At 36.0% G+C, this 14,163-nt stretch carries 15 protein-coding genes and 1 pseudogene; 3 read left to right on the top strand and 13 right to left on the bottom strand.

The features are described 5' to 3' along the window. Window positions 1-7 precede the first annotated feature (7 nt). The 3 genes from HF990_RS06830 to HF990_RS06820 form a co-directional block, all read right to left on the bottom strand. Window positions 8-472, bottom strand: coding sequence for a CtsR family transcriptional regulator (locus HF990_RS06830; protein WP_026019087.1), 465 nt, complete (start codon window positions 470-472; stop codon window positions 8-10). Window positions 473-684: 212 nt separating this feature from the next. After that, on the bottom strand, window positions 685-990 hold the full coding sequence (locus HF990_RS06825) for a DUF4870 domain-containing protein (protein WP_016838523.1): 306 nt from the start codon (window positions 988-990) through the stop codon (window positions 685-687). Window positions 991-1,235: 245 nt separating this feature from the next. Continuing rightward, window positions 1,236-1,463, bottom strand: coding sequence for a hypothetical protein (locus HF990_RS06820; RefSeq protein WP_016838522.1), 228 nt, complete (start codon window positions 1,461-1,463; stop codon window positions 1,236-1,238). Between the two features lie 151 nt (window positions 1,464-1,614). Here HF990_RS06820 and HF990_RS15360 point away from each other — a divergent pair. Continuing rightward, a pseudogene (locus HF990_RS15360) lies at window positions 1,615-2,166 on the top strand (protoglobin domain-containing protein); the annotation flags it as partial. Beyond that, complete coding sequence (locus tag HF990_RS15355; protein ID WP_408056484.1) at window positions 2,140-2,931, top strand: methyl-accepting chemotaxis protein; 792 nt, start codon at window positions 2,140-2,142, stop codon at window positions 2,929-2,931. The pseudogene HF990_RS15360 and the gene HF990_RS15355, both read left to right, overlap by 27 nt. Before the next feature lie 114 nt (window positions 2,932-3,045). Here the strand turns inward: HF990_RS15355 and HF990_RS06810 are convergent, their stop codons facing one another. From HF990_RS06810 to adh, 5 genes are all read right to left on the bottom strand, one after another. After that, a complete protein-coding gene (locus tag HF990_RS06810) occupies window positions 3,046-3,540 on the bottom strand; it encodes an acyl-CoA thioesterase (RefSeq protein ID WP_016838520.1) in 495 nt (164 codons plus the stop codon). Between the two features lie 100 nt (window positions 3,541-3,640). Next, the gene (locus tag HF990_RS06805; RefSeq protein ID WP_168412258.1) at window positions 3,641-5,068 is read right to left on the bottom strand and encodes an aldehyde dehydrogenase family protein; all 1,428 of its coding nucleotides are present in this window, start codon (window positions 5,066-5,068) and stop codon (window positions 3,641-3,643) included. Between the two features lie 61 nt (window positions 5,069-5,129). Beyond that, on the bottom strand, window positions 5,130-6,098 hold the full coding sequence (locus HF990_RS06800) for a DUF4003 family protein (protein ID WP_168412257.1): 969 nt from the start codon (window positions 6,096-6,098) through the stop codon (window positions 5,130-5,132). Between the two features lie 99 nt (window positions 6,099-6,197). Further along, on the bottom strand, window positions 6,198-6,560 hold the full coding sequence (locus HF990_RS06795) for a DUF779 domain-containing protein (protein WP_016838517.1): 363 nt from the start codon (window positions 6,558-6,560) through the stop codon (window positions 6,198-6,200). Window positions 6,561-6,584: 24 nt separating this feature from the next. Continuing rightward, complete coding sequence (adh, locus tag HF990_RS06790; RefSeq protein ID WP_016838516.1) at window positions 6,585-8,120, bottom strand: aldehyde dehydrogenase; 1,536 nt, start codon at window positions 8,118-8,120, stop codon at window positions 6,585-6,587. Between the two features lie 365 nt (window positions 8,121-8,485). On the opposite strand from adh, the gene HF990_RS06785 reads away from it, so the two are divergent. Then, window positions 8,486-9,205 carry a DUF6904 family protein gene (locus HF990_RS06785; protein WP_016838515.1) on the top strand — a complete coding sequence of 240 codons (720 nt, stop codon included), beginning with the start codon at window positions 8,486-8,488 and terminating at the stop codon, window positions 9,203-9,205. Between the two features lie 81 nt (window positions 9,206-9,286). On the opposite strand, the gene HF990_RS06780 is transcribed toward HF990_RS06785, so the two are convergent. The 5 genes from HF990_RS06780 to HF990_RS06760 all read right to left on the bottom strand — a co-directional run bounded on the left by HF990_RS06780 (window position 9,287) and on the right by HF990_RS06760 (window position 13,955). After that, on the bottom strand, window positions 9,287-9,994 hold the full coding sequence (locus HF990_RS06780; RefSeq protein ID WP_016838514.1) for an ABC transporter ATP-binding protein: 708 nt from the start codon (window positions 9,992-9,994) through the stop codon (window positions 9,287-9,289). Beyond that, a complete protein-coding gene (locus tag HF990_RS06775) occupies window positions 9,994-10,770 on the bottom strand; it encodes an ABC transporter ATP-binding protein (RefSeq protein WP_016838513.1) in 777 nt (258 codons plus the stop codon). Before HF990_RS06775 ends, HF990_RS06780 begins: the two co-directional genes overlap by 1 nt. Further along, window positions 10,767-11,705: a branched-chain amino acid ABC transporter permease gene (locus tag HF990_RS06770; RefSeq protein ID WP_016838512.1), complete on the bottom strand. Its 939-nt coding sequence runs from the start codon at window positions 11,703-11,705 to the stop codon at window positions 10,767-10,769. Before HF990_RS06770 ends, HF990_RS06775 begins: the two co-directional genes overlap by 4 nt. Before the next feature lie 12 nt (window positions 11,706-11,717). Next, window positions 11,718-12,593, bottom strand: a complete 876-nt coding sequence (locus HF990_RS06765) for a branched-chain amino acid ABC transporter permease (protein ID WP_168412256.1) — start codon at window positions 12,591-12,593, stop codon at window positions 11,718-11,720. A gap of 132 nt (window positions 12,594-12,725) precedes the next feature. After that, complete coding sequence (locus HF990_RS06760; protein ID WP_016838510.1) at window positions 12,726-13,955, bottom strand: ABC transporter substrate-binding protein; 1,230 nt, start codon at window positions 13,953-13,955, stop codon at window positions 12,726-12,728. Window positions 13,956-14,163 lie beyond the last annotated feature (208 nt).

Raw genomic sequence — 14,163 nt, 5'->3', positions numbered from 1 at the left:
CACCTCTTTATTTTTCGTATTTTAAAGTTAGTAACATCGATGTTAAAATAGCGGCCCTCAATTCATCACGAGCTGGGAGTTGTAACTTTAACGTATTCCGATCGATGGCAGCGAGCATTATCGTTGCCTCTCTGTCGGTTATAACGCCTTCGTCCAGCAGCCTATATATAATATCTTCAGCCATATTTTGCGTGGCACCTTTTTCAATTTGTTTAATGATATTTTCAATCAGCTCAACTTTTGAACTTGGTTTCACACGAAAAATTCTTATATATCCACCGCCACCTCGTTTGCTTTCAACAAGGTAGCCTCGTTCCACTGTGAATCGGGTATTAATAACGTAATTAATTTGCGAGGGAACGCATTGAAACATATCGGCTAATTCGCTGCGTTTAATTTCAATATGTCCTTTACCACCTAATTCGATAACTTGTTTTAAATACCCTTCAATTAAATCTGAAATATTTTTCATTATGATTACAACTTCACCTCGCTCTTTTTGACTTTGACTATCTTTGACTTTATTATATTTCCTTTTTTCCATATTTGCAACGATAAACCCTTGACCATTTTTATTGTAAAAAAATCGACAATACGTATGAAAGTACGCTTTGCCGATTTTTTATCAATATATTCATCTAAGCTGAAGAATACTCAGGAGTTTTACATTTACGAGAAATTATTTTATACCCAACGGCCAACAATTGGGTAATTCCAAGGTGTTTCTCGCAGCGCATTGAAAATACCGATAATTGGTACAACAAATGTCATAATTCCAAAGATAATTAAGAATGGAATACCAATTAAAAGAAAACTTAGTACGACAGAAATACCGATTAATACCCACATAACAAACTGGAAGAGCAATGCTTGAATCGATATTCGTTTAACACTTTCTTCACTGCTTATTAAGAAAAATAAAATTGGTACTAGAACTGGTGCAAAAAAAGCACTTGCGTGAATAATAACTTTAGCCCATTTTTCTTCCATATATTTGTTAACCCCCTTTAAGGTTATTGAAATTCTTGTTATATACATGTACGAATGATTTGATTAATAGTTTCAAAAACCTTGCGTGTTTTATCATTGATTTTATTCTTTTGTCCGTTTCTTTTTCATATCTTTTCCACAATTTTCAATTTATAGTCAAAAAAATCTTTAGATACTACTAAATAATATGGTATTCTGTAAACAGAAAAACAGAAATGAAAAAAGCCCTCTCAAATTAGGAGGGCTTAATTACCATTCTTTTTATTATCTGTATGTTTAGAATCGATTTCATCGGGATGATCAGCAGGGAATAACCCGCGGGCAAAAAGACCTGAAAACAAGGTGGCACTAATGATAATTAAAATTTTATGATTTTTCGGTACCTCATCAAACATATTGTTTAACATTAATGTGGAAATAACTGCTACTGTCACCATGGACACAATAATATAAGCAAGCCTTCGCTGATTCATCTTAACAAACTTCCTTTACTAATTTAATAAAAAACAATACGAACTAATAAACTAATCGTATTTTACATTGTTTATAATAAAAATACAAATTCAGGAATTAAACTGTAATGGGTCAAACAATAAAAAAATTAAATTAGAATGGAGCATACATATGAGGTTTGTACTTTATAACAAGGAAAACAAATCAAATTATAATCAATTTTTTGATGAAGAAAAATATATTCACGAAGTAGGAATAAACGTTTCTGCGAACCCTATTGTAGCCAAACAAATTGAAATGGTTCAGTTAACAAAAAAAGAATTAGCCATCCTTAAACAATTAAAACCACTTATTGAGAACTATATTCCAAAGATGGTTGATATTTTTTATGAAAACATTTCAATGAATAAACATTTAGTAGAATTAATTAATCAATACTCAACAATTGATCGATTGAAAATTACTTTAACAAAGCATTTACAAGATATTTTTGAAGGACAAATTGATAATCATTATTTAGAGAACCGAACTAGAATTGCCCTTGCTCATATCAAAATTGGATTATCATCTAAATGGTATATCGCTTCTTTCCAATCTTTAACAACAGCATTTACTCAGTTTATTAATAAGCTTGATATTTCTAAAGAAGAAGCAATTCTTGCCATCAATGCATTTTCTAAAATTATCAATTTAGAAATGCAACTTGTGATTGAAGCTTACGAAATTGAGCAAGAACGATTACGTATGGAAAATGATCAAGTAAAACAATCATTATTAATCTCCATCCAAAACATTGCTGAAGATTTAAATGCCATGAATCAAGAAACGACAGCATCGATTCAAATGATTTCTGAACAATCACAAAATATCGCATCAGCCACATCACAAGGTTTAGATTTCGTTGCTGATACAGAGGAAAAATCTAACCAAGGGAAAGCACAATTAGCAAAACAGACAAACTTAATGAACACGATTTTAAACAGTGTAAATTTATTAGAAGAGTCCATGACAAACTTACGTTCTTCTTCTAAAAGCATTTCTGAAATTGTAAACTTAGTGACGAACATAGCGGATCAAACAAACTTACTTGCTTTAAATGCATCAATTGAAGCGGCTCGTGCGGGTGAACACGGAAAAGGATTTGCTGTCGTTGCAGAAGAAGTTCGAAAACTGGCTGAAGAAACGAAGAAAGCAGTACAAAATGTCTCTGGATTAATACAAGAAATGGAAGAAAACATTACGGATATGACGTCTAGTGTCAACAATGTAGATGAACAAGTACAATTAAGCGTACAAACTCAAGAGCACTTAGCAGAATCATTTGAACAAATTGCCCAAAAAGTTTCTGGGATACGCAATCAGTATGCTTCCACGTCAAAAGATATCGAAAATATTTCAAGCAATATTGCTAATTTAGTAGAAAGTTCAACTCTAATTTCAAAATCATCTGACACATTACTCAAAGTGGTAAATGATTTTTCCAAATGAGAGATAAAAAATACTAAATTTAGTAGTAAATTGTCCTTTTTGATGTATAAAAACCGCAGACATTAAAAGTGTCTACGGTTTTTTTATTTGAGGCGGTTTTTGTCCCAACCTAATTTACTTTTGAACGACGACCTCTTTTACTTTATTTCTTTTTTCTTTTCTTAATCTTTGTCTTTCTAACCCCGCTTTATATAACTTCTCCTCTTCCTCAGTCTCAGGGTAGATTGCTGGAATCGGTGTCGGTTTTCCACCCTTATCAATTGCTACCATCGTAACAAATGATTCGGTTGTCAATTTTTCTTCACCTGTTTTAACATTGCGAGACATAACACGCACATACACTTCCATTGATGTTCTTCCGGTGGATGTGACAATTGCTTCTAACTCCAACATATCTCCAACATATGCAGGGGAAACGAAATCTACTGAATCAAAAGAAGCGGTTACCACTTCTTTTTTCGTATGCTTCATACAAGCAATTGCCGCGATTTCATCAATATATGCTAGTATCTTCCCACCAAAAATGGATCCATACTGGTTCGTATCTGGGGGTAATACAAGTCGTGTTTGAGTTGAGCGTGATCTGCTCATCGGGTATGCAATACTCATTTGTTGTCCTCCTAATACATGGTGTGCTTTACCGAGAAGTTTGCAATTATTATGCAAACATAATATTAATTTCATACGGTTGAGTATTGCAACTTTTCTTTTAAAATTCTGTTTTAATCGTAATAAACTTTAATTCCGTCATTTCTTCAATAGCGTATTTTATTCCTTCGCGTCCATATCCACTATTTTTCACGCCACCATACGGCATGTTGTCTACACGGAATGTCGGGATATCGTTAATTACAACTGTACCCGCTTCCAATTCATCCGCCGCTTTTAAAGCATCCGTTAAAACATTTGTGTAAATGCCAGCATTTAAACCTAAATCGGAATCATTTACATATTTTATGGCTTCGTCTAATGTTTTATAAGGTACAATCGAAACAATTGGGGCAAATGTTTCTAAACACATAATTTTCATATCTGGTTTTACGTTCACCATCACAGTTGGTGTCATCGTACGTTCCGTAAATTCAGCTCCTGTCGCTACTTTAGCTCCTTGAGCCTTCGCTTCTTCAATCCACTCTTTCATGCGCTCAACTTCTTTCGGATGAATCATAGCGCTTAAATCTGTTGAAGGGTCAAATGGATTACCTAATTTTAATTTTTTCGTTTCTTTCACGAATGCCTCTGTAAATTGGTCGTAAATGGATTCATGAACAAAAATTCTCTGCAGGGAAATACACACTTGTCCAGAAAAGCCGAAAGCACCGCTTACCGTGCGAGAGATGATTTTCTCAATTGGCGTACTTGGTTCAATGATGACAGCTGCATTGGAACCTAATTCCAATGTAACTTTTCTCAATCCGACCTTTTCTTTGATTTTCATTCCGACTGCGCCGCTGCCTGTAAACGTCACTTTCTTCACCAGAGGATGAGTTACAAGAACATCGCTAAGTTCTCCACCCGAACCCGTCACGATTTGTAGTGCACCATCAGGAAGTCCTGCTTCCTTAAAAATCTCCGCCATTGCTAAAGCACTTAGAGGTGTTTGAGTTGCTGGCTTTAGAACAACCGTATTTCCGACTGCAAAAGCGGGTCCTAATTTATGCGCAACTAAATTAAATGGAAAGTTAAAAGGGGTAATGGCTGATACAACTCCAATGGGTACTCGTTTCGTATAACCTATGCGATTTTTTCCTCCGGGAGCTGCGTCCATTGGGACCGTTTCGCCAAAAGTGTGTTTTGCCAGTTCAGCTGAAAATTGATATGTAGAAATGGTGCGATCCAATTCAGCCAGTCCAGCAGTAATCGGCTTTCCAGCTTCACTTGCAAGAATCTCTGCAAATTCCTGTTTTCTTTTCTGCATGATGTCCACAACTTTATATAAAATTTCCGCTCTTTCATAGGCTGTGGTTTTCTTAAACGTTTGAAACGCTTCATGTGCGCCTTCAATTGCACGTTCCACATCTTGTACAGAAGCCTTTGCCACTTTCGCAATCACTTCACCAGTGTAGGGAGCGGTCAAGTCATACGTTTCTTTTGCTTCCTCCCATTGACCGTTAATCCATAATTTTGTTTCTTTCATGTAGGACACCTCCATTATGATTTATTTCCATTTTATCACTCCCAACATTTTTTGGAGTGCATTAAGAACTGAAGAAATCGAAGAAATCACCTGCACTTCCCGGTATTAATACAAAATCCAAAACATCCAGTGTTATACCCAATACATGAATCAAATTTTCGAGAAATGCATGATCTTTCATATTGACCATATTTTGAACTTCGACCAGCTCTCTGATGATTTTCTGGATGGAAACAATCAACGCCAATTCCTTTGCCATACGGAAAATTTTCAATTCCATTAACGATTTATGTAATTCCGCAATTTCATCAATTTTTTCATTATCTGTTGCATTCAACGCCAAAATCCCGATATAGGGATAATGAATCGGTTTTATTTTGATTCCTTTCTGATTCAATCCCCTTTTCAGCTCGGCAACATACTGAAGCAACATTTCGTTATATTCGGAACTATACATCGTTAAGATTTGTGCAAGGCATTGAAGAGAGTTGCCCAACATAAATCCTTGCTTTCTTAGGCTTTGGTAATATTGCAAAATCGTATCCACCTGCGTATGCGGTTGTTCCATCCCTTTCGACAAAAGAACCACATAGGGAATATCTTCTTTGGAAGTTAAAAAGTATTGTTTTCGGTGCATTTCATCATATAAAGTTTTTGCTCGTTTGGCGTGAAGAAGAATGTCTTCTTCCAGCATCATGGCGCCCGCCAGTCGAAAAGGAGATTTAGTAAATCCGGCTTCTTTTAACGCCATATCCCTTTGCAATAGGTTTTCCATGCAACCATCTATATTCTGCCCTAAAAATTGAACGGCAATATGATAGGTGACGGGAGAATTCCTTTGTATTGCTTTGTTAGAGTTTTCTACCATCCTATCTACCACTTTTTGCAAAGCGACGCCGCTAAATTCTCTGTTTTCAAGTGTGTATTTGCTTGCAAGAGACATAAAAAAGTTTTGATTATAGGCATTGCCAAAAAAATTTACGGCTCGATTATAGTTGTTCTGAAAGTTGATGTGGAAATTTGTATCCATTTCATATCACTCCTAGTCTTATTACGATTGAAAGGAGGATATGTTTCAAAATAAAGAGGGAACTCCAATACTTGAAGCTCCCCCATATATTATTCTATGTTAACCAACCTTATTTAATTCTGCTAGCTCCTCAGAAGTAAATGCTCTCGACCTTGTTAAGAAACGTTTACCTTCAACGCCTTCTAAACTAAACATACCTCCGCGACCGTCAACGACATCGATAATTAATTGAGTATGTTTCCAATATTCAAATTGAGTTTTATGCATATAAAACTTTGCTCCACCAATTTCCCCTAGTAATATATCCGAATCACCAATGATTAAATCTCCTTCAGGATAGCACATAGGGGAAGAACCATCACAGCAACCGCCTGATTGATGGAACATAATTGGACCATGTTTTTTCTTTAATTGTTCAATGAGGGCAAGGGCTGCGTCTGTTGCTACAACGCGTTTTACCAACGCCATCCCTCCTAAATTTTAGAATCAGAAGAAACCAAGTTTATTTGGACTATAACTTACTAACAAGTTTTTCGTTTGCTGATAGTGTTCAAGCATCATTTTATGAGTTTCTCGACCGATTCCACTCATTTTATAGCCACCAAATGCTGCATGAGCTGGGTATTGGTGATAGCAGTTTGTCCATACGCGTCCAGCTTGAATTCCTCTTCCCATTCGATAAGCTGTATTAATATCGCGAGTCCATACTCCCGCACCTAATCCATACATCGTGTCATTTGCAATTTCTAATGCTTCTTCTTGCGTTTTGAATGTTGTAACAGCAACTACTGGACCGAAGATTTCTTCTTGGAAAATGCGCATTTTGTTATGACCTTTAAATACAGTAGGCTTAATGTAGAAACCTTCTGATAATTCTCCACCTAAATTGTTGCGTTCTCCACCGATAAGCAACTCTGCTCCTTCTTGTTTACCAATATCAATATAGGATAAAATTTTCTCCATTTGTTCTGTTGAAGCTTGAGCTCCTATCATTGTAGTTGGATCTAGTGGGTTACCTTGTTTGATGGCTTTTACTCTCTCAAGTGCGCGTTCCATAAATTTATCGTAAATGGATTCTTGAATTAATGCTCTTGAAGGGCATGTACACACTTCTCCTTGGTTAAGAGCAAATAATACAAATCCTTCAATTGCTTTATCTAAAAATTCATCGTCTGCTTCCATTACATCTTCAAAGAAGATATTTGGCGATTTTCCACCAAGCTCCAATGTAACCGGAATAATATTTTGTGAAGCATATTGCATGATAAGTCTACCTGTTGTTGTTTCACCAGTAAAGGCAACTTTTCCAATACGTGGATTGGAAGCTAACGGTTTTCCAGCTTCTAAACCAAAACCGTTTACAATATTCACAACACCAGGTGGTAACAAGTCTTCAATAAGTTCCATTAATACTAGTATAGAAGTTGGTGTTTGTTCTGCCGGTTTTAAAACCACACAGTTTCCTGCTGCAAGGGCTGGTGCGAGTTTCCATGCTGCCATCAAGATTGGGAAGTTCCACGGAATAATTTGCCCGACAACACCAATTGGTTCTTGGAAATGATAAGCTATAGTATTGTCATCAATTTGGCTAATACCGCCTTCTTGCGCACGAATCACTCCTGCAAAATAGCGGAAATGATCGATAGCTAAAGGTATGTCCGCATTTAAAGTTTCACGAACCGGTTTACCATTTTCCCAGCTTTCAGTAACTGCTAACAATTCTAAATTTTCTTCCATGCGATCTGCGATTTTGTTTAAGATTCTTGCTCTTTCTGCAACGGAAGTCTTGCCCCAAGAATCCTTCGCTTTGTAAGCTGCATCGATGGCAAGTTCAATATCTTCCGCTGTGGAACGAGCAACCTTTGTGTAAACTTTTCCTGTTACTGGCGATACATTATCGAAATACTCGCCATTAACTGGTGGTGTCCATTGTCCTCCGATATAGTTATCGTAGCGTTCCTTGAAGTTTACAATCGCTCCTTCAGTATTAGGAAATGCATATGCAGCAGTTAATACAGACATTTTCCTACTCCCCTCATTTTTTGATTTTTATACCTTTACTTCTTGATGACAACATACTCACTCCTAAAGGTATCTAATAATATATATTCGAAAGATTAGTAGATTATTTCTAATATTGAAAAATATTTTATATTTTCCTTCGCCACACTTCTCTATGAAACGACCTTTTTAGAGTGAGCTTTGCTAACCACATACCCCCTAATGAAAAAAATAAACTTTTTATTTTCAATTTTTACAATTTTCTGTATTTTATATAAATAAATAACGATTAACTAGTAGAATCAAAGAAATATATAGTTTTTTCTATTTAAAAGATTGTACAATATATGTAATAGATTTTGCGGACTAGAAAAGGTGGGATAAAAATGTTATCCATTCAAAGCACTGAACGTTTAACAGGGGGACGAATTAGTGGTGACTATTGGGATTTAGATGAGTTAATTAAGAATATCTACGAAGTTATTGGAGATGAAAATAATTATTATGATTACCGAGGTGCGAGACAACGTATATTAGGGGTTTGTCTTCAATTGCGGAAAGCAACTCAAGGAGAATGTAATATCGAGTTTGTAGCGAACGGCATCCATAAAGGAATTGAAAAGAAAAAAGACACGCTTGCTCCTGAAAAAAATGTATATTTCTCCGTTGAAATTTTATACCCTGAATTAATTTTTACAGCACTCGCTTTAAACGACTTCATCGATTTATACAATGAATTTATAGACAATAATCCATGGAACCCACATACTACATCCATTCGAAAATTCCAATCTCTTGTTACGGAATGTTTAAAAGAACATTTGCCTGAAGAACATTACAATGTATTTATACACTTAATGTTATCAAAATCGCCTAAATACTTCCGTTATGCAACTCAATATGTAGATATTTTAAACTTAGAATATCTTAAGCTAACATTTGAAGAAAGAAAAAAGCATTTAGGTGCCTTTGCTATTCGATTAATGGTGGAAGATGATGAATACTTGGCTTTAAAGGATCAAATATTAGCCACTGCCAATATTACAAAACATGAAATTCATGAATTACCTCTTCAAATGAAATATCCTGAATATATTGAATGGTAATATTAGATTGCTATTCAGTCATAATGATAAAAAAAGACTGTACCGAAAAGTTTCTCTTCTCTTTTCGGACAGTCTTTTTTATTATACTCCTCCCAAATATGCCGCCTTTACTTCTTCACTTTCTTGAAGTTCCTTCGCTGTTCCTGACAATACAATTTTTCCAGTTTCGATAACATAAGCTCGGTCTGCTATCGATAAAGCCATATGAGCGTTTTGTTCAACAAGTAAAATAGTTGTTCCTTCTTTGTTGATTGTTTGAATAATTTCAAATATTTGTTGAACAATTAGTGGGGCAAGTCCCATTGAAGGCTCATCCAACAATAGTAAATTTGGTCTTGCCATAATCGCTCTTCCCATTGCCAACATCTGTTGTTCCCCACCGGATAAAGTACCGGACAATTGTTTTCTTCGTTCCTTTAATCTTGGAAATAGTTCAAATACATGGTCTAAATCTTTTTTGATTCCATCGCGATCTTTCCTAAGAAAAGCACCCAACTCCAAGTTTTCTTCTACTGACATATTCGCAAAAACCCTGCGTCCTTCCGGCACATGAGAAATACCACTTTTCACAATCGCTTGAGCTGGTTTGCCACCAATTTGTTGCATTTTGTACGTAATCGTACCTTGCTTTGGTTTCAGTAATCCAGATAACGTTTTCAACAAAGTAGTTTTTCCTGCGCCGTTTGCACCGATTAACGTAACAATCTCACCTTCATTAACTTCCAAGGAGATATTTTTTAATGCATGAATATTCCCGTAAAACACATCAATATTATTTACTTGTAGCATTAGTGTACGACCTCCTCACCAAGGTAAGCTTCAATTACCTTTGGATTGTTACGTATTTCTTCCGATGTTCCTTCAGCAATTAATTGACCATGGTCTAAAACGTAGATTCTTTCACAGATTCCCATTACTAGACTCATGTCATGCTCGATTAATAGAATTGTTAAATCAAATTCTTTTCGAATTAATGCAATTAAATCCATCAATTCTTGTGTTTCTTGTGGATTCATTCCCGCTGCAGGCTCGTCTAATAATAGAAGCTTTGGTCCAGCAGCTAACGCTCGAGCGATTTCTAGACGTCGTTGCATTCCATAAGGCAAGTTTTTCGCTAATTCATCTTTATAAACGTCTAGCTCAAAGATTTTTAAAAATTCAATAGACTCTTTCTCCATAGTTGCCTCGCCTTTAAAATGAGTTGGCAAACGCAAGATGGAAGAAAGGATTGAATGTTTCGCAAGCTGATGGTTTGCGATTTTTACGTTATCTAATACCGTTAAATCCTTAAATAATCGAATATTTTGGAATGTACGGCTGATTCCTTTATGCGATACTTGGTATGGTTTTAATCCCTTAATACTTTGACCATTAAAGGTAATTTCACCTTCTGTTGGTACATATACACCAGTTAACATGTTGAAGGTTGTGGTTTTCCCTGCTCCATTCGGTCCAATTAGTCCAACAAGTTCTCCCTTATTTAAATACATGTTGACATTTTGTACCGCTTTCAATCCACCAAATTGTATACCGATATTTTCCAATTTCAGAAGAGGATTACTCATGCTTCAGACCCCCCTCTATTTTTTACTTTAAATAAGTCTTTTAACTCTTTTGTTCCCATCAATCCTGTTGGACGATATAACATCACGATAATCAATACGACAGAGTAAATGATCATTCGCGTTTCTGGGAACGCTTGCAAATATTGTGAAATTGCCGTTAAGAAAATAGCTGCCATGACAGAACCTGAAAGGCTTCCTAAACCGCCTAATACGATATAAATCAGAATTTCAAATGATTTTAAGAAGTTGAATGCTGTTGGTTGAATAATATAGAAATTATGTGCATATAAAGCACCTGCTACCCCTGCAAAAAGGGAACCGATTACAAAAGCAACAACTTTATAATAAGTTGTATTGATTCCCATCGCGTCGGCTGCTATTTCATCTTCACGAATAGCTAAACAACCGCGTCCATGACGAGAGTTTGTAAAATTAGAAATAACCATGATTGTAATAACCACACCGACAAAAGCATATGTCCAAGTTGTAGCATGATTGACAACCATCCCTGCTGCTCCGCCAACATAATCAACATTCAAGAATACAATTCGAATAATCTCAGCAAATCCTAATGTAGCAATCGCTAAGTAGTCTCCTTTAAGTCTTAAAGAAGGTACCCCGACTAGTAAACCTGCTACAGCTGCAACAATCCCCGCTAATATGATTCCCACAATAAATGGCAACCCTAGTTTCATTGTACAAATTGCACTAATATATGCGCCTACCGCCATAAAACCGGCATGACCAATAGAGAATTGGCCTGTAACCCCTATTACGATATGCAAACTTACAGCAAGCATCACGTTAATACAAATCGTAATTAACATGTTTTGATAATATAAATCGAGCATTCCACTTGCAAGCATACCTTGTACAACTGCATAGATTACTAGTGCAAATGCTAAATAACCCCAAAAGGCTTTCGATTTTTTCATTTCCCCAGTCACCTACACTTTCTCACGGATGTTTTTACCGAATATACCTGCTGGTCGTAAAATTAAAATTAAGATTAAGATGATAAATGCTGCGGCATCGCGCCATAGTGAATAACCTACAGCACTTACAACTGTCTCAATGATTCCCAATATAAAGCCTCCAACCATCGCTCCTGGAATGCTTCCAATTCCTCCTAATACAGCCGCAATGAAGGCTTTTAAACCAGGTAGAACGCCCATTAATGGGTCAATTCTTGTGTAATATGATCCGAAAATTACTCCTGCTGCACCTGCTAAAGCGGAACCAATTGCGAACGTTGCCGAAATTGTATTATCAACGTTAATACCCATTAGTCTCGCAGCATCTGCATCGTGAGAAACTGCACGCATCGCTTTACCAATTTTCGTTTTATGAACAATAAATTGTAAAAGAATCATCAAAATGATTGTAACTACAAGAATAAAAATAGTTTGAGAGTTTATATTCGCACCTAAGATATTAATATTTGTTTGCGGTAATACTTGAGGATAAGCCTCTGGTGTGGCTCCTCTAAAGAATATCATGGTGTACTCTATTAAGAACGATACCCCAATGGCTGTCGTTAACGCTGCAATTCGAGTTGCATTTCTTAAGCGCTTATAAGCAACCCTCTCGATGATCATACCAATGATTGAACAAACAACCATAGCTATAATTAACGCTGGAATGAAACCCATTTCCCAACGAGTGATGGCAAAAAAACCGATAAATGCGCCAAGCATGAAAACGTCTCCATGGGCGAAGTTAATTAATTTGATAATACCGTATACCATCGTATACCCCAACGCAATCAATGCATAAATACTTCCTAAGGAAATACCATTAATGAGTTGCTGCAACCAATCCATAAAGTCACACTCCTTTTATGAAGCAAATATTTTATCTGTCAATTCTTAAAAGTTCAGAACATTCAACTAATATTTGGAAATTTGGGATACGAACGGGAAAAGGGAGGCGGTGTGCCCCCCTTTCTTGTAAAATTAAGGTTCAATTTTAGTTTTAAATGTTTGTGTACCGTCTACATACTCTAAAATTGTTGCAGATTTCACCGCATTATGCTTTTCATCCACAGAGACTGTACCAGATACTAGCGAAATATTTTTTGTTGCAGCAAGCGCGTCTTTAATTGCTGCTCCATCCACAGATCCTGCACGCTCAATTGCATCTTTAATGAAGTAAACTGTATCATATCCAAGAGCGTGGAAAGCATTTGGTGATTCACCGTATTTATCATTAAATGCTTTTACGAAGTCTTGAATTTTTGGATCTGGGTCTTCAGATGAATAGTGGTTAATAATGAATGAGTTGTTTAAGTTTTCAGCACCAGCTAATTCAACTAATTTTGGAGAATCCCATCCGTCAGCACCCATTAATGGAACATCGATTCCTAATTCACGCGCTTGTTTAACAATTAAACCAACTTCTTCATAATATCCCGGAATAAAGATAAACTCTGGGTTTTTAGATTTAAGAGTTGTTAAAGTTGATTTGAAGTCTGTGTCTTTCGCTACATACGCTGCTTCCGCAACTACTTGTCCGCCATTTGCTTCAATTTGTTCTTTGAATGCAGCTGCTAAACCTTTCGCATAGTCCGAAGAGTTATCTGCAAAAATCGCTACATTTTTTACTCCAAGTTCATTTGTAGCAAAGTTTGCAGCAATTACTCCTTGGAATGGGTCGATAAAGCATGTACGGAATACATACTCGTTAATAGATCCATCTGCATTCTCAGTAACGTTTGGCGCAGTTCCTGAAGCTGTAACAAGCGGAATTTTATTGTCGTTCGCAATTTGAACTGTCGCAAGAACGTTACCACTTGTTGCAGGGCCAATCATTACGTTTACTTTTTCTTGAGTTGCTAATCTGATAGCAGCAGATGTTGCTTCCGCGTTTTCAGATTTATTGTCAACTTTGACAAATTCTATTTTCTTACCATTGATTCCACCGTTATTATTAATTTCTTCAATCGCAAGTTCTGCACCTTGTGCAATAGATGAACCATAAGAAGCAACAGCACCAGTAAGCTCAAGGTTTGCACCAATTTTAATTACATCGCTATCTCCACCGTTTGAAGAAGAACCATTGTCTGATGAAGAACTGCTTCCTTGGTCACCCCCAGATCCTCCACTACAACCAGCTAAAGCTCCCACAACTAAAGAAGATGCTAGAAAAAGAGAGGCAAATCTTTTAGTCTTTTTTGATTCCACCATGTAATACTCCCCCCATTTATTTAGATTTTGTAATAAAAACTAATTAGATATTAGATTTTTCAGAAAATAAAAACACTTATTTCAGAATATTAATTTCATAATTTTCTGAAAAGGGTTTCAATCCAATATCTATTTCAAATGTATTAGCTTTCTGTATTGTAAAACATTATTTTTATTTAGTCTAGTGTGATTTTTTTGGAAATTTAAA

This window comes from Ureibacillus thermosphaericus (genome assembly GCF_012396605.1).
Taxonomy (GTDB): Bacteria; Bacillota; Bacilli; order Bacillales_A; family Planococcaceae; genus Ureibacillus; species Ureibacillus thermosphaericus.
The sequence above is the reverse complement of the archived record's forward strand: the minus strand, read 5'-3'. Positions and strand labels throughout refer to the sequence as shown.